At 33.7% G+C, this 23,508-nt stretch carries 23 protein-coding genes; 8 read left to right on the forward strand and 15 right to left on the reverse strand.

The features are described 5' to 3' along the window. Positions 1-2 precede the first annotated feature (2 nt). The 3 genes from Q2T76_RS06085 to Q2T76_RS06095 are packed head-to-tail and all read right to left on the reverse strand — an operon-like array spanning position 3 to position 2,029. The gene (locus Q2T76_RS06085) at positions 3-479 is read right to left on the reverse strand and encodes a PTS sugar transporter subunit IIB (protein ID WP_302084643.1); all 477 of its coding nucleotides are present in this window, start codon (positions 477-479) and stop codon (positions 3-5) included. A gap of 12 nt (positions 480-491) precedes the next feature. Next, positions 492-920 carry a PTS sugar transporter subunit IIA gene (locus Q2T76_RS06090; RefSeq protein ID WP_302084644.1) on the reverse strand — a complete coding sequence of 143 codons (429 nt, stop codon included), beginning with the start codon at positions 918-920 and terminating at the stop codon, positions 492-494. After that, positions 917-2,029, reverse strand: coding sequence for an SIS domain-containing protein (locus tag Q2T76_RS06095; protein WP_302084645.1), 1,113 nt, complete (start codon positions 2,027-2,029; stop codon positions 917-919). The genes Q2T76_RS06090 and Q2T76_RS06095 overlap by 4 nt, the downstream gene beginning before the upstream one ends. A gap of 265 nt (positions 2,030-2,294) precedes the next feature. On the opposite strand from Q2T76_RS06095, the gene Q2T76_RS06100 reads away from it, so the two are divergent. Next, positions 2,295-3,020: a GntR family transcriptional regulator gene (locus Q2T76_RS06100; RefSeq protein WP_302084646.1), complete on the forward strand. Its 726-nt coding sequence runs from the start codon at positions 2,295-2,297 to the stop codon at positions 3,018-3,020. Further along, positions 3,013-3,771 carry a GntR family transcriptional regulator gene (locus Q2T76_RS06105; RefSeq protein WP_302084647.1) on the forward strand — a complete coding sequence of 253 codons (759 nt, stop codon included), beginning with the start codon at positions 3,013-3,015 and terminating at the stop codon, positions 3,769-3,771. Before Q2T76_RS06100 ends, Q2T76_RS06105 begins: the two co-directional genes overlap by 8 nt. A 40-nt stretch (positions 3,772-3,811) precedes the next feature. On the opposite strand, the gene Q2T76_RS06110 is transcribed toward Q2T76_RS06105, so the two are convergent. The 5 genes from Q2T76_RS06110 to Q2T76_RS06130 all read right to left on the reverse strand — a co-directional run bounded on the left by Q2T76_RS06110 (position 3,812) and on the right by Q2T76_RS06130 (position 10,865). Then, the gene (locus Q2T76_RS06110) at positions 3,812-4,747 is read right to left on the reverse strand and encodes a 3'-5' exoribonuclease YhaM family protein (protein ID WP_302084648.1); all 936 of its coding nucleotides are present in this window, start codon (positions 4,745-4,747) and stop codon (positions 3,812-3,814) included. After that, positions 4,728-7,160, reverse strand: coding sequence for an AAA family ATPase (locus Q2T76_RS06115; RefSeq protein ID WP_302084649.1), 2,433 nt, complete (start codon positions 7,158-7,160; stop codon positions 4,728-4,730). Before Q2T76_RS06115 ends, Q2T76_RS06110 begins: the two co-directional genes overlap by 20 nt. 4 nt (positions 7,161-7,164) lie before the next feature. Continuing rightward, positions 7,165-8,349 (reverse strand): DNA repair exonuclease, encoded by a 1,185-nt coding sequence (locus Q2T76_RS06120; protein WP_302084650.1) that lies wholly within the window; start codon positions 8,347-8,349, stop codon positions 7,165-7,167. Between the two features lie 83 nt (positions 8,350-8,432). Continuing rightward, positions 8,433-8,777 (reverse strand): YlbF family regulator, encoded by a 345-nt coding sequence (locus tag Q2T76_RS06125; RefSeq protein ID WP_302084651.1) that lies wholly within the window; start codon positions 8,775-8,777, stop codon positions 8,433-8,435. A 12-nt stretch (positions 8,778-8,789) separates the two neighbouring features. Further along, the gene (locus Q2T76_RS06130; RefSeq protein ID WP_302084652.1) at positions 8,790-10,865 is read right to left on the reverse strand and encodes a PBP1A family penicillin-binding protein; all 2,076 of its coding nucleotides are present in this window, start codon (positions 10,863-10,865) and stop codon (positions 8,790-8,792) included. Between the two features lie 78 nt (positions 10,866-10,943). Here Q2T76_RS06130 and Q2T76_RS06135 point away from each other — a divergent pair, with 78 nt between their 5' ends. Next, positions 10,944-11,810: an RluA family pseudouridine synthase gene (locus tag Q2T76_RS06135; RefSeq protein ID WP_302084653.1), complete on the forward strand. Its 867-nt coding sequence runs from the start codon at positions 10,944-10,946 to the stop codon at positions 11,808-11,810. On the opposite strand, the gene Q2T76_RS06140 is transcribed toward Q2T76_RS06135, so the two are convergent. From Q2T76_RS06140 to Q2T76_RS06165, 6 genes are all read right to left on the reverse strand, one after another. Then, positions 11,807-12,715, reverse strand: a complete 909-nt coding sequence (locus tag Q2T76_RS06140; RefSeq protein WP_302084654.1) for a prenyltransferase — start codon at positions 12,713-12,715, stop codon at positions 11,807-11,809. The genes Q2T76_RS06135 and Q2T76_RS06140 overlap by 4 nt on opposite strands. Before the next feature lie 18 nt (positions 12,716-12,733). Further along, positions 12,734-13,648: a prenyltransferase gene (locus tag Q2T76_RS06145; RefSeq protein WP_302084655.1), complete on the reverse strand. Its 915-nt coding sequence runs from the start codon at positions 13,646-13,648 to the stop codon at positions 12,734-12,736. 80 nt (positions 13,649-13,728) lie between these two features. After that, positions 13,729-15,648 carry a hypothetical protein gene (locus Q2T76_RS06150; RefSeq protein ID WP_302084656.1) on the reverse strand — a complete coding sequence of 640 codons (1,920 nt, stop codon included), beginning with the start codon at positions 15,646-15,648 and terminating at the stop codon, positions 13,729-13,731. 193 nt (positions 15,649-15,841) lie between these two features. Next, the gene (gene argS / locus Q2T76_RS06155; protein ID WP_302084657.1) at positions 15,842-17,536 is read right to left on the reverse strand and encodes an arginine--tRNA ligase; all 1,695 of its coding nucleotides are present in this window, start codon (positions 17,534-17,536) and stop codon (positions 15,842-15,844) included. Between the two features lie 268 nt (positions 17,537-17,804). Next, entirely contained in the window at positions 17,805-18,167 is a 363-nt protein-coding gene (locus tag Q2T76_RS06160; protein ID WP_302084658.1) for an iron chaperone, read from the reverse strand. 50 nt (positions 18,168-18,217) lie between these two features. After that, positions 18,218-18,370 carry a hypothetical protein gene (locus Q2T76_RS06165; RefSeq protein ID WP_302084659.1) on the reverse strand — a complete coding sequence of 51 codons (153 nt, stop codon included), beginning with the start codon at positions 18,368-18,370 and terminating at the stop codon, positions 18,218-18,220. A 133-nt stretch (positions 18,371-18,503) separates the two neighbouring features. Between Q2T76_RS06165 and Q2T76_RS06170 the strand changes: the two genes are divergently transcribed. The 5 genes from Q2T76_RS06170 (at position 18,504) to Q2T76_RS06190 (ending at position 21,764) form a co-directional block, all read left to right on the forward strand. After that, positions 18,504-19,319 carry an NAD(P)H-hydrate dehydratase gene (locus Q2T76_RS06170; protein ID WP_302084660.1) on the forward strand — a complete coding sequence of 272 codons (816 nt, stop codon included), beginning with the start codon at positions 18,504-18,506 and terminating at the stop codon, positions 19,317-19,319. Between the two features lie 98 nt (positions 19,320-19,417). Then, entirely contained in the window at positions 19,418-19,741 is a 324-nt protein-coding gene (locus tag Q2T76_RS06175; protein WP_302084661.1) for a PadR family transcriptional regulator, read from the forward strand. Between the two features lie 2 nt (positions 19,742-19,743). Next, positions 19,744-20,076: a DUF1048 domain-containing protein gene (locus Q2T76_RS06180; protein WP_302084662.1), complete on the forward strand. Its 333-nt coding sequence runs from the start codon at positions 19,744-19,746 to the stop codon at positions 20,074-20,076. Position 20,077: 1 nt separating this feature from the next. Next, a complete protein-coding gene (locus tag Q2T76_RS06185) occupies positions 20,078-20,974 on the forward strand; it encodes an ABC transporter ATP-binding protein (protein WP_302084663.1) in 897 nt (298 codons plus the stop codon). A 4-nt stretch (positions 20,975-20,978) separates the two neighbouring features. Next, on the forward strand, positions 20,979-21,764 hold the full coding sequence (locus tag Q2T76_RS06190) for an ABC transporter permease (protein WP_302084664.1): 786 nt from the start codon (positions 20,979-20,981) through the stop codon (positions 21,762-21,764). 26 nt (positions 21,765-21,790) lie between these two features. Here Q2T76_RS06190 and Q2T76_RS06195 read toward each other — a convergent pair whose 3' ends face one another. Then, complete coding sequence (locus Q2T76_RS06195) at positions 21,791-23,443, reverse strand: polysaccharide biosynthesis protein (RefSeq protein WP_302084665.1); 1,653 nt, start codon at positions 23,441-23,443, stop codon at positions 21,791-21,793. Positions 23,444-23,508: the final 65 nt, after the last annotated feature.

A 23,508-nucleotide genomic window follows, 5' to 3' on the forward strand; every position in this document is an offset into this window, starting at 1 on the left:
ATTTAAACTCCTTTCACAACTGAGCGTGCATCAATTTTGTTTTCTGTTGGAACCATTTGTAAAAACAAATCATATCCTTGATCCAACATACTTCTTATTAATTCAGCATCCTCATGATCTAAGAAAACACTTTTACTTACTTGTTTCTTCTCTGCTGAATAAGCAATGTTTCCAATATTAATTGACTTAACACCGGTTATTTCGGTAATCTTGGCAGCTATTTGTACAGTCTCGCAGATGATAAAGAGTTTATATTTATCAGTCACGCCACTATTTAATACTTCAATTGCCTCATCAGTGTTCTTAATGACTACTTTTGTTCCTTCAGGCTTTGCTAACTTCAAGGCCTCCAATCTCAAAGGATCACTTTTTAAAGTATCACTAACTAGTAGCAATGCATCTGCCCCTAGTTGTTGTGTCCAAGAAAACGCAACTTGTCCATGTAATAATCGATAGTCGACACGTATCATTTTTATCATTTGAATCACCTCCTAAAATGAATCAAAATCATTTGCTGAAGTTTCATTTGGAACATCAATTCTTTGGCAATGTTTCACTCCTTCTTGACCAGCCTTAATCGCATCCGTAATTGTATTCTCGATATCAAGTGAATCTAGATTAATGAATAGCTGCAGCAAGAGTGGCAGATTGGCTCCACATATCAAATGAATTTTGTTATTGTCCGTCATTGCCTGCATTAATTCATTATTTACACTTCCACCATATATATCTGTGATAAAAATAATTTCTTCATTTACGTGATCATCAATAAATTCCTGATAAACATATGTAAAGTTTGGGCAATCAGGAGTATAAGCACTAATCGCTGTTAAATTATTTTTTTCTCCCATAATGAATTCAAAAGACTTTTTTAGCCCATCAGCTAAGTAACCATGTGTTGCTATTACTACTTGTGTCATTTTTCATCACCCTTTTCCCATTTATGTTTAATTTGTTTCAATTCTTCTTGATAATCGGCACTTTTGATAGACACTTTTTTATCAAAGTCATCAAAGTATTTATGATTACTCCAATGGTTCAACTCATCAGTCATAACTGATGCGATCAGCTGAATTGGTGGTAAGAATAGAAATGGGCAACTAAGTTCTTGATTAATTTTGGGAACTACTATAACGGAAGAATCAGTTTGGTATTCATGATTATCAGTTATCAAAAATACATTCTTAGTAATTATTTTGAGAGTTCGATAGACTTCATCAAATCTTCCTAAATGATTGAAGTCATCTAATAGAAACACTGTATAGTTTGGATTTAATTGCATATCTGGTCCATGTAAGAATTCTTCCAACTCGTAGTACATAGCAGGTCGTTTTAAAGTTTCTTGAAATTTTAAAGCCGCTTCTTTTGCAATCCCGTTATTAACGCCATTCCCTACGAAAAAGGTTGGTAAATCTTGTGATAAAGCATATCGATTAACATCGATAAATTGATCAACTTGCTTCAAAACATTATCTTGACTATTAATTGATTCACCAATTCTTTGAATTAGCTCTTGTTTTTTCTGGAAACTTAGTCCAGAAGAATTAATTGCAAAGAGTTCTAAAAATAATACAAGCGTCGTCACACCAACAGTCACAAAATCAACATATTCATTACCAGTTTGATAATCAATTATCTCTGTAGAATACTTAGCCATCGGACTTTCAACATTTCCAGTCAGCGAAACTTCTTGTATCTTTTTTTCTTGCAAATACTTCAAGCATTGAATGATATTAGTTGAGGAACCACTTTGAGATATGACGATCACAAAATTATCATTTTGATCAAAAATCCCATTTTCTAAAACAGCTTCTGGAGTCTGTAAAAACACCGGCTTGTTCAATAATTTTTGAGCTATAGGAACTACCATTTTGGCAGAATTATACGAAGATCCAGAAGCTACAAACGTTACATACTGTGCATTAGATTCTTGATAAATTGAATCTAATTTCTCAGTAAGAACTGGGTTTGCTTGAATATTTTTTTGTAATTGTTTTGGTGAATATTTGACATAATCTTGCATTTTCATCCGCATTCTCCTTTCCGCTTATCAATAAAAAGGTTCTATATATATTCCAATTTACAAATTTAGTATACCAATGTAATAACAATTTGTAAACGCTTACTTTAAGAAAAACGTTATACTAAACCATTGACAAATCAACTATCAAAGTAGATAATATAACCAAAGAGCAAACTGGATTAGTGGTTCATCCACTTTTATAAGTATCGATACCAGCATTAAAATTTACTTGGTATAGTTAAATAACATTTCAATTTTTAGGAGAAGAACCGTGAGTTTAATAAAAAAAGATGAGCAAATTGCCAAAGATTTAGAGTTTCGAATTCTCTCAGGAAATGAAAATTTTGCTAATATCATTTCTTCCGAAAGAAATCTATCAGATGAGTATCAGACTTCAAGAAACACCATACGTAAAGCCTTGTATATATTGATCAATAAAGGAATAATTACCCTTAATGATAAAAACTATATTTTGAATGATCCTAAAATCGATTACGATACTTTAGAGGCAAACGATATAGAACCAAATGAGTATTTAAATAATAAAGTATTGAAAGTCTCTAGACTTGAAGCTGATAAAACACTATCCCGAGAAATCCAGCAACCTTTAGGAACTAAACTAAAAAAGATTATTTATATTCGATACGAAGAAGATGGCCATCCTTATTCTGTTGATGAAGTCCTTATACCGGAAAACGCGTTGACGGATGACATATGGCGCTTAAATAACGCTTCAGCCCTAAAAGAAATTAGTAAAAAATACAATCATCCATTTGTTAAAGAATTACAAAAAATTTCAATTGTAAAAGCTAGTTCTGAAATTGCTACACAATTAGAAATTCCTACTGCTCAATCTATCTTGGTACGTGATTCTCTATTTATTTCTGAGAATTCAGACTTTTTCTTGCATCTGGTATCTAATAAAGTGGTAGAATCTGCGCTTATTACTCAGCGAAACAATGAATTGAAGACGAAAGAGATGAGTTTTAATGAATAGTCCATATGAAGCACCTTTGTATATTCAAATTGAAAATCTATTAGCTCAAAAAATAACCACAAATGAGTTTTTACCTGGTGAAAAAATTTCCAGTGAGCGTCAACTTGCTGAAACATATGGTGTCAATCGTATGACTGTCAAAAGAGCTATAGATGCTCTGGTTAAACGTGGCTTCTTAATTAGAAAACAAGGTAGTGGCACCTTTGTTCAATCGAAAAATCTTGGTGACAAGTTCTATTTTGATTTAGCTTTTAACGATGAAAACACCAATGCTGGAATGACTAAGTTATTGAGCCAGACAGGCATCAAACTTACCAATAAAGTTCTAGGTAGCGAGGTATTTTTAACTACCTCCTTTTTTCAACAAAAACTCAATCTCAATGTAACTGATAAAATTTTTGGACTTCATCGATTAAGATTAAATGATAGTTCTCCTTTTGCTATTGAATATAATTACTTACCTTACGACTTGTTTATTGATGCAGAGGATATCAACTTTAAGCAAGTTGGACTATATGATTATATGGGTTCGTGTAATCATCAACCCACTCAAATTTTTCAAAATGTCCAAGCTATTCCTGCTCTTGAACGAGAAGCAAACTTATTAGAAGTCGACACTGGCACAGTTCTTTACTATGTTCAATACTCCAGCACTGATAGCTCTGGTAGGATTGTTGAGTATACAGAAAGTTATTTAGACCCTTCTAAAGTTCATATGCAGTACACAATTGATTTGAATGCAGACAAATAAAAAAAACCGACATAATTGTCGGTTTTTTTATTTAGTTAAATTAGTATTTATAAAAACTACGATTATCAAGTCCGAAGACTTTCTCTGAAAAGTGTCCTTTTTCCGTCGTGTCTAATGCTTTACTGATCATATTAATTGAAGCGTCCATCTCATCAATGTTATGTAACACTTCCGCTTCTAGTAGCTTAGGACGTTGAGGTGAACCATATTCTAGTAGTCCGTGATGTGACAAGACCATATGTCTTAATAACAAGAGAGATTCATCATCTTCTTCAATTCCTAAGTCTTTGGCTATTAGAACAATTTCTTCATCAATAATGACAATATGTCCTAGCAAGTTCCCTTCAAGCGTATATTCGGTTCCAATTGATCCTGACAACTCTACAGTCTTTCCAAAGTCATGAATAATTGTACCTGCAAGAAGTAATTCTTTATTAACTTGAGGGTACAATTCAGCAATGCTCTTTGCCAATCTAACCATACTCAACGTATGATAAGCCAATCCCCCTTCGAAATCATGATGATTGCTCTTAGCAGCAGGATGACTAAAGAACTTGTCTTGATGACGTTGAACCAGATTACGAACCACCCGATTCCAAACAGGGTTAGTTATTTCAAAAAAGACTTCATTGAATTCTTTTTCCATTTGTTCTTGAGTCATAGGTGCGGTTTTAACAAACTGGTTTTTATCAACCGTACTTTCGTCGACTGTTTCTAAGCTAGAAATTCTTACTTGAGGAGTTGTTTGATAGAGTTCTTTCTTCCCAACTAAATGAACAATCTTTCCCACTCCAAAGTCTGTGGCGTCACTTTCTTTAGCATCCCAGTATTTACCAGAAATCGTTCCACTAGCATCTTCAAACACTAGTGATAAAAAATTTTTCCCATTCTTAGCAGTTCGTAAGTCAGATTGCTTAATGAGAACATTCAAGTCAATTGTATCGTTCACTTTAAAATCAACTAATTTTTTGGTCATCATACCCTCCTAAATCTATTACATGGTCCTTTTCAAAATAATCAACAGAACTATTATTGGTCGTTACATAAAAAATTTGATTTTCAGTGCTCATTTCTTTGATTAATTCTAAGGCATTTTCGTATCTTTTTTTATCAAAATCACTAAAAGCATCATCAATCAAAATTGGTAATGAAACAATGTCTGATATTTCCATAACAAAGGCACATCTTAAGGAAATATATAATTGGGCAATTGTTCCAGTTGATAATTCCATCAATTCATATTTTTGCTGGTCAGAGCTTTGAACTTCAATATTCTTATCTCCTGGAATGATATCAGTGTAATGATTATCCGTCAAAATATTAAAGTACTTCTTTGAACGTTCCAACATCTTAGGAAAACGATTCTTAGTTGCTAAATTTAATGTCTCATAAATCCACGAAACAGCTAATTCATCGGCGACCCAAGCGTCGTATAATTCAATGATTTTGTCTTTTTGTTCAGCTAAATCTTGTTCTAAGCGTAAGTAGTCTTCATCATTAGCTAAATTCCCGAGGGCTACTTTTGAAGCAGCTAGTTGTTGAGTAAGTTGGTTAATGTCAGTTTCAATTCGACTTAGTTCTACAACATTTTGCTCTAATTGTGTTTTAACTTCATCGAACTCTGCTGGATTATCTTTTAGTCTATTTATCAAGTCATCAGTTAATGCTTCAATTAATACTTCTTTACGTTTCGACTGGTCTTGTAATTGAATATCTGTTTGACGCTTATTAATAAACTTCTCAGTATCAAAAATTTGATACTTTTGCATTAACTCGTTTTGTTGTTGCTTCAAGTTTAATAACTGTTGTGATAGTTCATTAACTTGAGTGCTTTTTTGTAAATCAGTTTGACGCAGATCAGTCTGCTTCTTTGATAAATAATTAACTTCTTCTAAATACTTTGTAACGTTTTTTACTGTTGGTGAAGCAACGATATTCAATGAACTAATTTGATTCTGCCACAATTCAATTTCTTGAGAAATTGCACTAATCTTTTGAGTTAATTGCTTAATTTCATCATTTAAATTTTGAATTTGAATGATTGAGGGCTGCAAAATCAAAGCTTCTTCAACTGTCATTTTACCGTAGTTGTGTTGGGCGAAGATATTGTTGTCTTGATGATTGTTGGTCGACAAATGTTGATATAAAAACCAACCAGCAATCAGAATTCCAATAGCTGAGACAATTTTCAGACTACCCGGAAGCGCTAGAAGTAACACAATAAAAATTCCTACTCCTAGAACCATCCAGTATAAGTTTTTCTTCGTATCAGTTTGATTAACAGCTTGTAATTCTTCCTTAGACAAAGGTGTCATTGCTTCAGTAAGCTTGTAGTCACTAGAAAGTAGTCGCTCTTTTTCTTTTTGATCTTGCTCTATTTGTCCTTTTAACTGCTCAAGACTGTACATATCGCGATTAACTTCATCGAGATTATTCGTCAACTGTTTGATGGCTTCATGATTGTTTTCGTAATTTGCTAAAACTCGTTGATCTGCTTCACTTAAGTCACTAGTTTGATTCTGCAATTGTTTTATATTGGCATCAAGTGCTTGGATTTGCTGTTCAGTACTATTGAAATGATCCCAATCATCATTACTAATTCTTGGTTGTTGACCAATGTCAGATAGGTTCAAGTATTCTTCATACTGGTCTTTTTTGGCTAAGAAACTCTTTTGAGTTGCAATCGTTTTGTTCAGTTGATCTCGCTGTTGATTTAATTTAGAAAGTTCATCATTTTGTTGTTGTAATTCTGAATTTTTCTGATCAAAATCAGCTTTTTGATTTTGATAATTTTTTTGAGTATCAAGTAATTCTTGATATGCTTTTAATTCTTGATTTAAAGGCTTCTTAGCATTCGCACTTGGTCGATAGATGTTACCACTATCTTTTTCAATATCTTTCATTAATTCTAGCCAAGAAGTCCCACCAATCGCACCGACTGTCAGAACCTCAGTAATCAAATCTTGACGATCTAATTCTCCGGCCTTACCAATGTTGCTTTGATTTAAATCATAAACACTCTCATACATTGATTTATCAACGGTTTTTAATAACTCAGCCAATTCACTTTCAGGTAACTCAACGTTGTTTTTAAAAAGTGTGCCATCCCCACCTTTTTTTCCTTTAGTTCGACGGATTAACCATTCATCATCATTATTGATAATGACCAGTTCGCCGCCATATTGACTGGCATTTTTAGGAATATATTGGTCGTATTTATTCTTTCCCGAAGCAGTTGAAAAACCAAAAAGAATTGACTTAATGAACGAAAGTAGCGTTGTCTTTCCTGACTCATTGAGTCCACGAATAACTTGATAATCTTTATGAAAATCAAAACTTGTATCTATTAATTTACCAAACCCAAATATATTGGCTTTTTTGACATACATAAACTTAGTTATCCTTTCTCTTATGATTTAAAACTCCGTAACTTTTTTGAACTATTTCATCAATATAGTTATCCTCATCAACATGTTCCTTGATGAAATCAAGTGACATTATCTTCTTATCTAAGCCAATAATTTTTTCACGAGTGAAAATATCTTTTCTGGCTTCATCCCAATAAGATTCATCCATATCTTCAAACAAAGTTTCATTGCGATAAATTGTCTTAACCTTGTAAGCATATATTTGTTGATTATTTAAATAGGTTTGAATGTATGGCAAAAATTCACCATCTTCAATCTGATTTTGAACTTCATTTGCCAAGCATTGGACATTATCAAGATTAATAGAAATCAAGGTATTTGGTTTCAATTCTTCGGCTGCTTGTACTACAGCATTCTTAATATCATCAATCGTAAATCCTGGTTCCATCATGGCGTTAATTTCATCCCAAATAAAAATCTGCGATGAAATGAACTCTTGAGTGGTTTTTCCATCCTTCATTTCCACTAGATAAAAACCTTTTTCACCAGTCTCGGTTCGATTAAGTCCTTGAATGTCACCTGAATACACAATCGGTGGATTTTGATTAATTATTCCAGCATCGTGAATATGACCAAGGGCCCAATAATCGTATCCTTTGGTAATCATTTCTTGAATATCAAATGGTGCGTAGTCTTTGCTTAGAGTTCCAGGCATTCCATGATACATCCCGATATGATAATCTTGATCGCTTATTTTACTTGGAAAATCAGTTACGTAATCTTTGAAAACATGTTGCTGTTTATAACTGAATCCAGAAACGGCAACTTTTTCACCCGCTTTAGTTTGTAAGTCAACTGTCGAAACATTCTCACCAAAGACATGGACGTTCTCGGGGAATTCAATAAAAGTCGATTCTTCAACTAAATAATCATGATTACCATAGATTATGAAGACATCAATCTCATGTTCTTGTAATTTCAAAAACTGTTCACGTAAGAAATTTTGTTCTTTAAGACTTCTTTTATGACGGTCATATTCATCACCAGCCAACACTAAAAAATCGACCTGTTGCTCGATTGCGGTTTGAATAACAACTTCAAAAGCATTGAATGTTGATTCTTTAAATTCTTCTTGTAAATCTGTCGAAATTCTTTTTACTCCTTGAAATAAATGTCCCAAGTGAGTGTCAGCTGCATGAATGAACTTCATAAATGTCTCCTAAATTTATCTTTATAAACATTATACCTTACTTTTTTATCAACAAAAAAAGACCTCCCTTGGAAGTCTTTAATTTATTTACCTTGGTAAATTTCAGCAATTGGTTTGGTGATGATTTGGTTTAATTCATTAATTAAGTCATTGATTTTCTTCTCAGATTCCATCAATTCGTTAATTACTGGGTATTTACCAAATTCTTCAGTGTAACCTTGCATTTTTTTGATATCTTCTTCAGTGATTTCTTCACCTGAAGCTTGTTTTTGTTGAAGTTCAAATTGTAAGTTTTGTACTTCATTGAAAACGTCATAAGCTTTTTGGTCAGCTCTTAATTTTTCAAATACGGCACTCAATTCTTTGACTTGTTCAACTTCTGCCAATTCTGTAGCCATTTGGTTGGCTGTATCATAAATGTTAACCATAATATCTCCTTGTTAAAATAGATTCATAACCGAATTATACCATTTAATCGCACTATCTTTAATATAATTGAAATTATCTTGAACATTATCCATCCAATTATCAGATTTATTTGATTTAGTAATATTATTCTTATCCATCTGAGCGGCATCTTCTTCTTCGAAATCAGTTTTAGAGGTATAAGGTAAGATGTTTTGCATCTCATTTCGATAGACCGCACCTAGTTCACTCTCACTGTATCCTGACATATAGTGATTAGCATCGGTCTTATCAAATCCCATCCAAGTAGCGACGACGACATCAGTTGTGTACCCAATTACCCATTGGTCTTTAGTTCCACTACCTTGGCCCCATTCTTTATTAACTTCAGTACTTCCGGTTTTACCAGCAACTTGATAGCCAATTGGCTTAGCAGTTGCACCAGTTCCGTAGTTAAAGACTCCTAGCATCATACTAGTCATTGTCTTAGCTGTTTGAGAACTAATGATTTGTTTATTAGTTTGAGTATTATCGACAATCACATTACCATTCACATCGGTAATCTTAGTAATGAAATGTGCCGTCGCTAATTTACCATCATTAGCAAAAGCCGTATAAGCCTGGGCCATTTGGAGTGGCGAAACCCCGGTTTCTAATCCACCTAAGGCTAAGGCTAGATTTTGATCATCTTTATGGACGTTAATCCCAAAGTTCTCAACTGAAGCAACACCTTTTTTGACACCAATCTTATCCAATAAAGCAACCGCCGGAACGTTCTCACTTCTGGATAAAGCTTGATACATTGGCATCGTATTACTGTAATAATTATCGGCATTGTGTGGTGTATAGTTGTTCTTGCCAAAACTTTGAATTTGATTAGGGAGAGCCGAATCATAGCGATAGCCACTCTCAATTGCTGGTGTATAAACAGCTAGTGGTTTAATTGCTGAACCTGGTTGACGCTTAATCTGTGTAGCTCGATTTAATCCACGGAAGACGTGTTCTCCACGGCCACCGACAACCGCCTCAACACCACCTGATTGTGGGTTAACAGCAATTGAGGCCGCTTGTGGAATTGTCCCATCACTAGCCGCTTGAGGAAATAACCAATTCTTTTCAAACGTTTTTTGCATTTGCTCTTGATAGTCTTGATTCAAGGTCGTATAAATTCGATAACCTTTATTTAGAATATCTTCTTCTTTAAGACCATATTTATTGATAGCTTCATCAATTACAGCATCATAGTAATATGGATATTTATAACGATCAGAAGTAGTGTAATTATCTTTTAAGTTCAAAGCCTGTGTCTTAGAACTGGCTGCTTCTTGCTTACTAATTTTCTTATCTTGCACCATTAAATCTAAAATTAAGTTTCGTCTAGCAACAGCATTCTTAGGATTGTCAATCGGATTATATCCACTAGGGTCCTTCAATATTGCCGCTAGAGATGCACTTTGAGCAGTATTTAATTGACTAGCATGAATTCCAAAATACTTCATTGAAGCATCTTCAACACCCCAAACACCATTACCAAAATAAGCATTGTTCAAGTACATTGCCAAGATATCTTTTTTAGCATATGTTTTATTAATTTGCACCGCCATGAAGAACTCGGCAGCTTTTCGCATGAAAGTTTGCTTTTGAGAAAGTAAGGCATTCTTCGCCAACTGTTGAGTAATCGTACTTCCCCCACCACTAATCTGTCCTCGATTGATTACTAAATTCACGGCAGCACGGGCATATCCAGTAATACTAAATCCTGGATTAGTCCAAAAAGAACGATCTTCGGTGGCAGTTACAGCGTTTTGTAGGTTCGGCGAAATCTTATTAATATCCACAAAAGTTCCTTTTTGTGAATACAAGCTACCGGCATTTTTTCCTTTAGAATCAATAACTGTTGTGGTAGTTTGCAATTGTGATTTCAAGTCACCCACGTTAGCTGTTTTGGCACGGAATGTGAAATAACTACTTAAAATTAAAAAAATAGATGCTAAAATTAGGATAATCCAACGTGTCATTTGGTATCTCTTCCAAGCACGACGGAAGCCATTATCGAAACTCTCAAAAAATGGCCTACAAATTTCAGCAATTTTTGCAAAGAAATTCTTCATAGTTTACCTCGGTTGTAAAAGATTTTATCACAATCATCAATGAAAGATTAAAAGTTTAGCTAACTCTTAGAAAATATTATGAAAAAAACTATTATTTATCCTGAAAATGAACCTCAAACTATCCGTGAATTATTGAAACAATGGTTAATTCCCAAGAAATGGCAGCATTTCTTACGGATTAATCATCAAATATTAATTAACGATATTTATCAACCCTTTAACTACGAAATTCAAACGGGAGATAAAATATCGATTGATTTTTCTGATCTACCGATTCGATCCAACCAAAACTATTTAACTTCTACACATGTTCCAGTAGTTGTCTTTGAAGACGAATCAATAATAATCATTAACAAACCAAGTGGGCAGAAAAGTCATCCTAATGAACCACAAGAAAATAATACTGCCATGAATGATGTAGAGTTTTATCTTCAAAGAACTCATCACCATGCTTATATGATTCATCGTCTGGATATGTTAACTTCTGGCTTGATGATGATTGCTAAGAATCCTTATGTCGTTCCAATTATGAATCAGCAACTCACTAAAAAAACCTTTCAACGTCATTACTATGCTATGGTCGACTTGATTAATGATATTCCCGATACTAAAATTATCGACCTTCCAATTGCTCAAGACCCAACTGACCCACGAAAACGAATTGTCTCTTCATATGGTCTAGAATCGATTACAAAATTTTCTGTCATTAAAGAAAATGACTCTCAAGCCTTATTAGACATAAATCTTTTAACAGGAAGGACTCATCAAATTCGAGTCCACTTATCGCATCTTAACTGGCCAATTGTCGGTGATTCTTTGTATAATCCCAATTCAACCAGCTCCAAGTTAATGTTGATGGCTTATCGAATGGAATATGTTGAACCTTTTTCACAACAAAAAAAATCCATTGAAATAAAAATTCCAACAGATTTCACAATTAATTAAAAATGAATCAAGACACCAATCATAAATAGAATAATGCTTGGGATAATTACTACATTAACCCCTTTTAACGCTGAGAAGTAAGTCTCTTTTTTGACTTGCTTTTTTAAATATGGCGAAATGGTCTTATACGCTAGTGGATACATCAAGACAACGAAACCAACTGTATAAGGAACAATATGTAGAATAGCTAGTACTGGTAGCAATACTGCGGCTAAAATCCATACTACTTTGTACATTGACACAGCATTTTCTTTTCCTAAGAAATAGACCAATGTATGACGACCATTTTTGATATCTTCATTCAAATCACACGTATTATTTGCTAGTAAAGTACTAAAGAAAATCAACATATTTGGCAAACAAATTAATAGAATTTCCGCAATGACTGACCACTGCATTAATGAACGATCATTTAAACCTAGATACACGTAAACTAAAGGAATAAAGAAAGCTATTGCAGATGCAACTGTCACCTCAGCAATTGGCAAGCTATTGATTGGTCTGGGGCCAAAGGAATAAAACAATCCAATAGCTACACAGATTACACCTACTATTAAAGTCGTCCAACCAGTCTTATAAACTAGGAATAAACTAGCAGCAAGCGGAATAATGGAAAGACCAATAATCCAATTACGTACCGTCTTCAATGGAACATTGTTTGTTCCAATAGTAGAAACATTCTTCTTGTATCCATCTTCATCCTTGGCATTCTTATAGTCCATATAGTTATTATGCATATTAACAATTAAGTGAAAGCTAAATACACATAAGAACCCAATAATTCCATAAGTATAGTCATAAGAACCAAAACGATAATAAGAATACGACACTGCAAGAATAAACCAGATTACATCTAACGGTGAAGTGTAAATTTCTGTTAGTTCATAAAATAATTTCCAATTCATGATAATTCCTCAGTTTGTTTATAATATTTTACTTACGAGTACGAATGCTGCAAATAGTAGTATACTTGAAAACTCAAACAAATTTACAGCTTTAAGCGCTGAAAAATAAGTAACTTTCTTTATTTGTTTACTCAAAAATGGTTTTAAAGTTTGATAAATTTTAGGATAAATCAAAACCATAAGTAGTGAGGTTATTGGTAACAATCCAAATATAACTAGAATAATTACTAATACTGCTGCGATTATCCATATTAGTTCATAAAATTTTAAAGCTTTGCTTTTCCCTAGATAATAGACTAATGTATGACGACCATTTTTAATATCTTCAGTTAAATCACTTATGTTATTCGATAGTAAAAGTGTCATTAGAATCAAAATATTAGGAAGATCAGTAATGAAAATCCTCCAGATTGCTGACCACGTCAAGGCAGAGCGATCACTCATTCCTAGATAGATGTAAACCAGTGGAATAAAAAAAGTGATTGCTAAAGCAATTGTTACTTCAGCAATTGGTAGACTATTAATAGGTCTAGGTCCATAAGAATAAAAAATTCCAATCAATACACAAACTATTCCAATGACTAAAGTAATCCAGCTAGTTTGATAAACCAACCATAAGCTAGCAATCAATGGCAAAATTGATAGTCCTAAAATCCAATTTCGAACAGTTTTTAAAGCAATATTGTTTGTTCCGATTGTACTAACTTTTTTCTTGTATCCCTCTTCATCTTTGGCATTTTTATAATCCATATAATTATTATGCATATTAATGAGTAAATGAAAACAAAATACACAGATAAAGCCAATTATTCCATAAAAGAAATTAAATTCACCAAAACGATAATCTGAATATGCTATTGCAAAAACAAACCACATCACGTCTAGCGGAGTGGTATAAATTTCCGTTAACTCATAAAACAATTTCCAAGTCATTGTTTCATTCCCCTAAATTATTCTACGGATATTTTACCGCTTATGACAGTATAAAAAAAGTACAGTTTCCACTGTACTCTTTATAATTTTTGATATTTCTTTGGCATTGGTGTGAAAGAAGGCCCATAAATTTCAACTGCTTGATTTTTCTTATTAAGTACAATAATAAACTTTCGAATATCGCTTTCATTCTTAACATCGCTCATCTGAATGAAAAATCCATAACGTTTATCTGGAAGCGTTAAAGTCTTATACTTATCTGTTATTAATTGTACTCCGTCAGTTTTATAGAATTTCAAATTATTTAAAATTGTTTCAGAATAGTAATCTGGAATCACAGAATTTTGTGCCTCCTGATTAGTAGTTGATTGGATAATTTCTAAAAAGTTATGAATAATCACCATTTCGCTATACTTCATACGAGAGGCAATTCTTCTATGCGACTCTGGACTCATTTCTTCCCAGCCTTGCCCATACACATGAATAACTTTCTCGTTTTTTATTACAACTATATATATTCTATCTTCAATATTATATTCAAAATATTGAGTTTCCCGGTCTTTATAAACAGAACGATCATCTATTGAACTTGAAATGTAATGAATCTCAAAATCCAATTTATAGTTCTGGGCTAAAGAAGTTAAAGATTTACTCATGTATTTCTTAATGAATTTGCTCTTGTCAGAATCCAGTGTATTTTTGTTAAAAAAAATATCAATAAAGTTATCTTCAACATGATCATAACTGAGATACTCTTTATTAGTATCTGCATTTGGTGATAACTTTTGTTCATTACCCACATCTTGTAGAGTTCGCCGGTTATTACCGTCTTTAGTTAAGTACATACAGCCCCGGATAAGTATCGGTATCAAAAAGAAAATAACAACAATTCCGACACGATATTTGTACCAAATACTGTGTCTTTCCAGATATCTATTTACCTTTCTGCGAATGAATCGGGGCTGTGTTTTATAGTTTTTTTTAGGAAAGCCTTTCCACATTTCAACTATTTTACGAGATTTTTCTTTTCTATAGAAAAACTCAAATCCCGACAAATATTCGATAATTAATTTTGGCAAGTAATTATACGTTTCCCGTGCTTCTTCAAAAGAAAATTGTCTATTTTTCTCGACTGGTGATGTGTTCCCTTGTTGTGTTTGCAACATGCTTAGTCCATCTTGGAGCGCCTTTGTTTCAACTCGATTGCTTTCCAAATGCAAATAGTTTCGATAATTATCCGACACAAGAGTTTGTTCATAATTAGCTATTTTTAACTTAATGAAATACATTAGAATAGTATTACTAAAGTTTTCGTCGTTTGTTATCCATTCATATTCCATATCGTAATTTTCTTGCAATGCCTGATATCTATTTTGTAATTGAATAACGTCCAAAGAGCAGTTGTAAATTTCAAAATAAAAAAAGTAGCGCATTTGATAAAATTTTTCACGTTTATCACTATCAATATTTTCCCAGTTTGCTATCCCAAAATCAGGGGAATACTTAAAATTAATAAGGTCAAAGTTTTTGTCAGAAATTTCCATCTGGTGTACTAAATAAGTAGCTACTTCATTTGAAATAACATAATAAAAACTATCTAGAAAGTATATAATATACTTTTGTCTTCTCTGAAAGTCTGAAATTGACCATTTATCGCTATCTTTTAGTAAGGATTTCCATAACTCAGTGCCAGTCATTATTGACCAATCAGTATCAATCCAATTATCAATAGTTTTAATTATGGAGTCTTCTTCAATAGTATTCTCATTTTTATTATTGTTAATTTGAACTGAACTTGATTGTATGCTTAATTCGGAAGTATCAGAATTTACCTGATTCAAAGCTTGTTGATGAGCAGTTCTTATTTCTTCATACTCTGTGACACTCAATTTTCGCTCAAATTCATTCCGCTTCAATTCTCTTAATTTATTAGCATATGCTCTATTTATCTCACTAATATTTTCTGTTTCAGTAATGCCTAGTATTTTAAAGTAATCCATATCTTTTTCTATAATTAAGTCACTTCTTGACTGCTAACATCTCAATAATTAATAAATTTATTAATTGTCTAAGGTTGACATTAATTATAATGATCTCCCCATTTAGAATATAATAGACTAATTATATAATACTTTCCCATAGTAAAATCTCTAGACTTGAAAATTTAAACCTAGAGATTTTACTAATTTTTGTTTACATTTTTTCTGGAGCTTCAACGCCTAATAATGCCAATGACATTTGTAGAACGATTGAAACTGATTTAACTAATGCTAGACGAGCATTCTTTTGGTCATCATCAACTAAAATCTTGCTATGTGCATAGTATTGGTTAAATGACTTAGCTAAACGTAAGGCATATTTAGCAATTACTGAAGGTTCATATTCCTTAGCTGCCTTTTGGATAATGTCAGGGAATGTTCCCAATAACTTGATTGTGTCCCAAGCGTTAGGATCATCAAGTGATAACATATCGGCGTTTTCATAATCGGTTGATTCAGCTTTTCTCAAAATACTCAAGGCACGAGCGTTGGAATATTGAACATAAGGTCCTGTTTCACCTTCAAATCTCACAACTTCTTGTAAGTCAAAGTCAAAGGCATCACGACGATCATTCTTCAAGTCGTGGAAGACAACTGCTCCTACACCAACTTGTTTAGCCACTTCTTCTTTGTTCTCAAGATTAGGATTCTTTTCTTCAATTTGTTCCAATGCTAATTTTTCAGCATCATTCAACACTTCATTAAGCAAGATAACATTTCCCTTACGAGTTGAAAGTTTCTTACCACCAGTAGTGATTAGACCAAATTGAATATGAATAATATCGTCTGCCCAATCATGTCCCATTAATTTAAGAACTGCTTTTAGCTTTCTGAAATGGTCAGCTTGTTCCATACCAACTACATAGATTGACTTAGCGAAGTCATAAGTCTTCTTACGGTACATCGCTGCAGCAAGATCACGTGTGATGTATAGCGTTGCCCCATCAGATTTTTTAATCAAAGCTGGTGATAAATTCTCTGCTGAAAGATCAACAATATAAGCACCACGACTTTCAACTAATAAACCTTTGTCTTCAAGTTCATTAACAACATCGTCCATCTTGTCGTTATAGAAGGCCTCACCATTATATGAATCAAAAGTTACGCCTAGACGTTCATAGATACTGTTGAATTCCTTAAGTGACTCTTCTCTAAACCATTTCCAAAGTTTCAAAGCCTCCTCATCGCCATCTTCAATTCGCTTGAACCAAGCACGTGCTTCGTCTTCAAGCTCAGGTTTTGACTCTGCTTCTTCATGGAACTTAACATAGTATTTCAATAGATTATTGATAGGGTCTTTTTTAACTTCTTCTTCAGAACCCCAAAGTTTGTAAGCCACAATTAACTTACCGAATTGAGTTCCCCAGTCACCCAAGTGATTAATTTTAATCGGATTGAAACCAATCTTAGTAACAATTTTTGAAATTGAATTACCAATCACCGTTGACCGTAAGTGACCCATTGACATTGGTTTAGCAATATTAGGTGAAGACATATCGATTGGAATATTACGTCCTTGACCTTGCTTAGTATTACCATAATTATCATTTTCGGTTAAAACAGTATGCAAGATATCGTTAGAGTAAGCTTTCTTATCAGTAAAGAAGTTGACATAAGCACCTTTTGCTTCAACTTTGTCGAAATTCTTACTATCAATTTTTTCAACTAACTCTCCGGCAATCAAGTTCGGAGCCTTGTGCATTGTTTTTGCCAAAATAAAAGTTGGAAAAGCAAAATCACCCAAATCTGATGTTTTTGGTGTTTCGATTAAGTCACTAATTTGTTGATTATCAATTGAACCATCTAAGACATCGCTCATTGCTTCAACTACTAAATTCTTAAAATCCATAAAATCCCTCCACCTTCGTGGTTAATACAAAAAGAGATAAAAAAAGTCTCTTTCAAATAAATTGAAAGAGACGAGAATTCCCGCGGTACCACTCTAATTGATGTAATCCACTCATTTATGTTATTCAAATTTACGATTTGAGGTGCGCACTCAACTGCGATTAGCTAATTCCCACTTTCATAGCCTCACTGAAAATCTCTAGTTGATTAATCCTCAATCAATAAATGCATATTATCATAAAACCAACCGTTAGACAATTAGTTTCATTCTATTCTTCAATCTTTTGTGCAACTCTTAGTTTGATAATTTTCACAATTAAACTATCAAATTGCGGATCATTCTTGGGAATCTGAATTGCGCCTTTTGAATACTTATAACCATCTAATAATCCTTGATCTACAGCAGCTTCCACTCCAGCAGGGGTAGGATAAATTCCCACATGTTTAGCAGCAATAGCAAAATAAATCACTGGTCCATTTAAATAGTAGCCTGGCATTTGATATGAAATTTTTTCTTCACAGTCATCCGGTAAATTGTCGAAAAAAATTTTTCGAACATGTTTCGCAAGTTCTTGATCGCTGACCTCTTCTAAATTATTTATATAGTTATTAATTTCGATATTTTTCTTCATCCAATTCTCCCAACAAAAAAAGTGAGCTAGATGCTCACTTATAACTTTAATTATGCACTTTGTTTGTTTAATGATTTAATAGCATCTTTAATGGTAATTCCAGTACCGGTTTTAAAATCATTCTTTATATCAGTTGCAATAAAAATTTGTTTATCTGTATCTAATGAAATACGATACATGTTTTTCATATTACGATTATTCATAATATTACCTTCCTTTCAATTGTTACGTTAGAAGGCAGCGAATCCATCTATTAATGTATACCCTTTCACGCCTAAAGTCAACCTATTTCTATGCTATGATAGACATATCAAAGGATACAGGAGGCTAAAAATTATGCAACTAGACCAAAACATCTTACAAATTATCAAACCTCGTCCAACTAATTCACACAAAGGAAATTTTGGTAGAGTTTTGATTATTGCTGGTAGCACTAATTTTGCCGGAGCTGCAATTATGTCTGCGAAAGCTGCAGTTTACTCAGGAGCTGGATTAGTCACTCTAGCAACTGACCCCAAAATTTTCTCCGCAATCAATAGCTCAATTCCTGAAGTAATGACACTTGATTATAATTATGAACTCACTGAGGATATTCAAAAAAGTAATGTTATTTTAATTGGACCAGGTCTAGCTGATTATGCCTGCTCATCATTGCTGAAACAAGTTGTTAAACGTAGCCAGTCTCATCAGACCGTTATTGTTGATGCTACTGCTCTGAACCATTTAACTCCTGAATTATTGGCTAAGATAAAAGCACAAGTCATTTTGACACCGCATCAAATGGAATGGCAAAGATTATCGAAAATCAAAATTGATAATCAAAACGATGAAACTAATCTCACATATTTAAATCAATTTGAAACAAACCCTATCCTCGTTCTAAAAAGTCATCAAACAACTATTTACTATGATGATCAAATTTTTCAAAATATTCCTGGTAATCCTGGCATGGCTACTGGTGGATCCGGTGACACTTTAGCAGGAATAATTGCCGGTTTTACTGCTCAATTTGATAATCGTATTGAAACCATTAGTGCTGCTGTCTTCACTCACAGTGACATAGCTAATGATCTATTTAATAGTAATTACGTCGTCTTACCAGAACTACTAATAAAAGAACTTCCTAGTTATATGAAAAAGCACCAAAAATAAATTCCAAGAAAATTTTTTGGAATTTTTTTGTTGACTTTTTTACTACTTGGTAATATTATGTACCAGAACATAATAATACAAAGTAGTGGAGGAATTGTATGAAAGGACTAACCGAATTACTTAAAGGCGTTCTCGAGGGAATCGTCTTGCAGAAGATAAGCCGTGGCGAAACCTACGGCTATGAGATTACCAATTACCTAATCGATTTAGGTTTTGAAGACATTGTTGAAGGTACCGTTTATACAGTGCTACTACGATTAGAAAAAAATGGCCTACTCAATGTTGAAAAAAGAAAATCTGAAATGGGTCCACCAAGAAAATTTTATACATTGAATGATGATGGAAAAAAATATCTAAAAGATTTTTGGAATAACTGGACTTTTATTGAAGCAAAATTAGAACAAATTAAAGGAGATAAATAACTATGAACTTTCTAGAAAAAATTATCGGTGACAAAAAAACTTATCGTCAATTCAAAGCTGAAATTGCAAAGCTTCCTGAAGACTATCAAGCAGCTTTTAATGCACTACAAAAATATATGTGGAACTTCTGGGGTGATGATGAATTCCAAGATGCCTTCGATCAAATGTTGCACATGTTTCAAGAAGCAGCCTACGATCACATCCCTGTCAATGACTTAATCGGAGACGACCCAGTTAAATTCGCTGACGAATTAATGTCACAATATTCAGAACATCTCTGGATTAACAAAATGCAGGCTAAGTTACGAAACGAATTCAAGAAATTGGAGCAATAATATGAACGCCATCGAAATTAAAAATATAACAAAACAGTTCAAAGACCATGTTGTTCTCAAAGGAATTGATCTTACTGTGAATGAAGGCGAAGTTTTTACCTTGCTTGGTGAAAATGGTGCTGGTAAAACCACGTTAATCAATATCTTAACAACTCTTAGCCACCCAAATTCTGGCTCGGTAAAGATTGAAGGTAACGACTTGAACCAAGGCGATATTATCAGAGAATTGATTAGTTTGAACTCGCAATCAAATACCGTTGATGACTCATTCTCCGGATATGAAAACCTAAAATTAATTGCTGAATTGAGAAACGTTAAAAACGTTGCTGCCGAAATCAATCGTGTGTCTGATCGATTGAATCTAGAAACATTTTTAAATCAAAAAGTCTTAACCTACTCTGGCGGTATGAGACGAAGACTAGATATTGCCATGTCTTTAATTGGTGACCCAGAGATAATTTTCTTAGATGAACCTTCAACTGGTGTTGATCCCAAGAACCGTCTAGAAATCTGGAAAATCATTAAAGAACTTCGTGACTCTGGAAAAACTATCTTTTTGACAACTCAATATTTAGATGAAGCCGACCAACTGTCTGATCATATTGGCTTCATCAATGATGGCAAAATAGTTCTGTACGGAACACCTGAAGAAATCAAAAAAGATGCTAACAACCAATTCTCACTCACTGTTGAAACTAAAGAAGTTGAAAAAGCCGAAAAAATCTTGGCTGACAATAATATCTCCTACACCTTGAATGAGAATTCAGTTGAAGTTAGTGAGATTGATTCACAATTTGTCCTAGATACAATCGTCAACAATAAGATTGACTTGCTCGACTTTCATAAAGTTGAAACTAACTTAGAAACTATCTTTTTAAATACCACCCAAAGGAAATAAAAAAATGAAATCACTCAAACAATTAGCCACACTTACCAAAAGAATTATCAAACAAAATTTAACCGATGCTGATACTATCATCACGGTAATTGCTACTCCGATGTTTATTCTCTTGTTCTTCGTTTATGTCTTTGGTGGCAACATTGCTATGATTCCCGGAAGTCACTCGACAACTCAAGATTACTTGAATTATTCACTTCCCGGATTCCTGCTCATTACCATGTCAATGGGATCTGCTTACACCGCCTTAAGAATTAATCTTGATAAGAGTAAAGGCTTCCTAAGTAGACTTCACTCACTACCTATCAAACGTTGGGTTATCCTTGGCTCACACGTCCTCGCTTCAGTAATCTTCATGATGCTGGCGGAATTAGCAATCTTTATTGTCGGCGTAATTATGGGCTACCGTCCCGAAGCAAACTTAGGAGAAATCCTATTATTCATCCTTCTCTCAATGCTCTTCGCCTTTGCTATTACCCTATTAGCAATTCCTTTCTCATTGAAAGCTAAAGAAGCTGCTACTGCAGGTGGATTCTCATATATCTTGTTAATGTTACTCTTCGTGAGTTCAGCCTTGATGCCAGTTAACGGCATGGCAAAACCAATCAAGTGGTTTGCTGAGCATCAACCAATGACTCCAATTGTTGAGACTTCAAGACACTTATTAGACAGTAGTTTTTCAATGACTAGTTCATCAACTGTTCAAGCAATTTGCTGGTTAATTGGTCTAATCATCATCTTTTCAATCTTTGCTTACAGAAGATATCAACAAGTTTATACAAACAATTAAAAAAGAACTCTCGATTGAGAGTTCTTTTATTTTATTCTTAGAATTCTACGGAAACGATCCATTGATGAATCCAAAACTTTATCAGCTAAGCGTGATTTCAAAGCTAGAAATGCGTAGATATACCCACCAACTCCTGCTTCAACCATCAAGATAAGTAATGCTACTATCTTAGAAGTGTCGCCAACGAATTTGAAAATAACAAAGTCCATTAAGACAACAACGGCCAACATTACTAAGGAATACATAATGACATAACCAGCACGATTCATTGTCTCATTAAGATTGACATTGAATTCTTTAACAAGAACTCGAATCATCAAGAATGCTGAAGTAGCCATTCCTAAGAATGTTGCAATTAAAGGTCCAAATTCTCTGAACAAGGCAATCATTGGATACTGCAAAATCACTTTCACTGCTAAACCAATCAACAATTGATAGATAGCTTGTTTGTTCTTATATAATCCTTGCAAGACTGCACCCAAGATAGTAAATAATCCAAGAAAGACTGATAAAATTGCACTAAAACGTAACATATCAATTCCCACTGCATTGTAACGATAGAAAGTAATCCAGAGATACCGACTAACACCGTACATCCCTACACTAGCTGGAATCATTACGAAAAAGAACAGCTGAAGAATCTTAGTAATTTGATTTCTGATACCATCGAAGTCATTCTTGGCATGAGCTTTTGATAGTAAAGGAATAGCCGCATTCGCAACTGCCACAGCAAGGGACACGATAATCATAATCAACTTGTTGGTATTAAAGCCAAACAAAGCATACATTTGATCCAGAGTTGCTCTTGAGTAATTGGCAAAACTACGCATCATGAAGTTAAAAGTCGCTTGGTCAAACATTTGATAAATAATAATTCCTGAACCCATGACAATAAATGGAATAGCTTGAGAAAAAATTTCCAGAATTAAACGTTTATTATCAACTTCAATTGCATTATTACTGTTTCTAGATAAATGACGTAATCTCGGTAACTGACGAAGTAAATAATATCCAAGTAGTGCAATTGCAACTGCTGCACCTACGAAAGCGGCAAAAGTTGATTGCGTTACAGCGTCGACATAATTACCATTTTGAACCTGCATAATAATGTAAGTTGCTAATAACATGTAAAAAACTCGAGCAACTTGTTCAATAATTTGTGAAATTGCCGATGGCGCCATTTGTCCGTATCCTTGGAAGTATCCACGAGTGATACTTAAGACCGGAATAATTAAGACAGCAAAACTAAGAGATTTAATAACGGGAACAATAGTCATATCACCATCAGCAAAAATGATGGCTAGATACTTAGTACCAAAGAACATGATGAAGGCGAAGAATAATCCCAAGCCCACCATGATTTTTAATCCTTGTTTATAGAGCTTGTTACCTATTCCATATTCATTCAGAGCATTGTAATGCGATATTTGCTTCGAGATAGCTCCAGGAATTCCTGCTGTTGAGATAATTAAAAATTCACTATAAATATTGTATCCTTTGGCATACAATGCGTTAGCTGCCAAAGCAACCGCAGCCGTACCCATCCAAGCATTCCAAGGAATAATATATAACGCACCCAGGATTCTCGAAAAGATACTTCCAGCCGTCATCCATGCCGAGCCTTTAACTAATGAACCCTCTTCAAAATCCATTAAGTTCTTATCTTCGTTATTGTTCATAATTTTGCCTTTCTCTTCAAGCTTTCATTTTATCAAAAAAACTTGAGAATAGGGCATTAACTTTA

The sequence above is a fragment of the Lactobacillus sp. YT155 genome (assembly GCF_030504545.1).
GTDB lineage: Bacteria > Bacillota > Bacilli > Lactobacillales > Lactobacillaceae > BQUT01.

What these genes read in the sequence shown, in the direction of transcription:
- Q2T76_RS06105 (WP_302084647.1), top strand. Translation starts at nt 3,013, where the DNA reads ATGAATAGTCCATATGAAGCACCTTTGTATATTCAAATTGAAAATCTA.
- Q2T76_RS06185 (WP_302084663.1), top strand. Translation starts at nt 20,078, where the DNA reads ATGAACGCCATCGAAATTAAAAATATAACAAAACAGTTCAAAGACCAT.
- Q2T76_RS06150 (WP_302084656.1), bottom strand. Translation starts at nt 15,648, where the DNA reads ATGGATTACTTTAAAATACTAGGCATTACTGAAACAGAAAATATTAGT.
- Q2T76_RS06195 (WP_302084665.1), bottom strand. Translation starts at nt 23,443, where the DNA reads ATGAACAATAACGAAGATAAGAACTTAATGGATTTTGAAGAGGGTTCA.
- Q2T76_RS06125 (WP_302084651.1), bottom strand. Translation starts at nt 8,777, where the DNA reads ATGGTTAACATTTATGATACAGCCAACCAAATGGCTACAGAATTGGCA.
- Q2T76_RS06135 (WP_302084653.1), top strand. Translation starts at nt 10,944, where the DNA reads ATGAAAAAAACTATTATTTATCCTGAAAATGAACCTCAAACTATCCGT.
- Q2T76_RS06140 (WP_302084654.1), bottom strand. Translation starts at nt 12,715, where the DNA reads ATGAATTGGAAATTATTTTATGAACTAACAGAAATTTACACTTCACCG.
- argS (WP_302084657.1), bottom strand. Translation starts at nt 17,536, where the DNA reads ATGGATTTTAAGAATTTAGTAGTTGAAGCAATGAGCGATGTCTTAGAT.
- Q2T76_RS06095 (WP_302084645.1), bottom strand. Translation starts at nt 2,029, where the DNA reads ATGAAAATGCAAGATTATGTCAAATATTCACCAAAACAATTACAAAAA.
- Q2T76_RS06090 (WP_302084644.1), bottom strand. Translation starts at nt 920, where the DNA reads ATGACACAAGTAGTAATAGCAACACATGGTTACTTAGCTGATGGGCTA.
- Q2T76_RS06110 (WP_302084648.1), bottom strand. Translation starts at nt 4,747, where the DNA reads ATGACCAAAAAATTAGTTGATTTTAAAGTGAACGATACAATTGACTTG.
- Q2T76_RS06175 (WP_302084661.1), top strand. Translation starts at nt 19,418, where the DNA reads ATGAAAGGACTAACCGAATTACTTAAAGGCGTTCTCGAGGGAATCGTC.
- Q2T76_RS06160 (WP_302084658.1), bottom strand. Translation starts at nt 18,167, where the DNA reads ATGAAGAAAAATATCGAAATTAATAACTATATAAATAATTTAGAAGAG.
- Q2T76_RS06085 (WP_302084643.1), bottom strand. Translation starts at nt 479, where the DNA reads ATGATAAAAATGATACGTGTCGACTATCGATTATTACATGGACAAGTT.
- Q2T76_RS06180 (WP_302084662.1), top strand. Translation starts at nt 19,744, where the DNA reads ATGAACTTTCTAGAAAAAATTATCGGTGACAAAAAAACTTATCGTCAA.
- Q2T76_RS06115 (WP_302084649.1), bottom strand. Translation starts at nt 7,160, where the DNA reads ATGTATGTCAAAAAAGCCAATATATTTGGGTTTGGTAAATTAATAGAT.
- Q2T76_RS06130 (WP_302084652.1), bottom strand. Translation starts at nt 10,865, where the DNA reads ATGAAGAATTTCTTTGCAAAAATTGCTGAAATTTGTAGGCCATTTTTT.
- Q2T76_RS06190 (WP_302084664.1), top strand. Translation starts at nt 20,979, where the DNA reads ATGAAATCACTCAAACAATTAGCCACACTTACCAAAAGAATTATCAAA.
- Q2T76_RS06170 (WP_302084660.1), top strand. Translation starts at nt 18,504, where the DNA reads ATGCAACTAGACCAAAACATCTTACAAATTATCAAACCTCGTCCAACT.
- Q2T76_RS06120 (WP_302084650.1), bottom strand. Translation starts at nt 8,349, where the DNA reads ATGAAGTTCATTCATGCAGCTGACACTCACTTGGGACATTTATTTCAA.
- Q2T76_RS06165 (WP_302084659.1), bottom strand. Translation starts at nt 18,370, where the DNA reads ATGAATAATCGTAATATGAAAAACATGTATCGTATTTCATTAGATACA.
- Q2T76_RS06145 (WP_302084655.1), bottom strand. Translation starts at nt 13,648, where the DNA reads ATGACTTGGAAATTGTTTTATGAGTTAACGGAAATTTATACCACTCCG.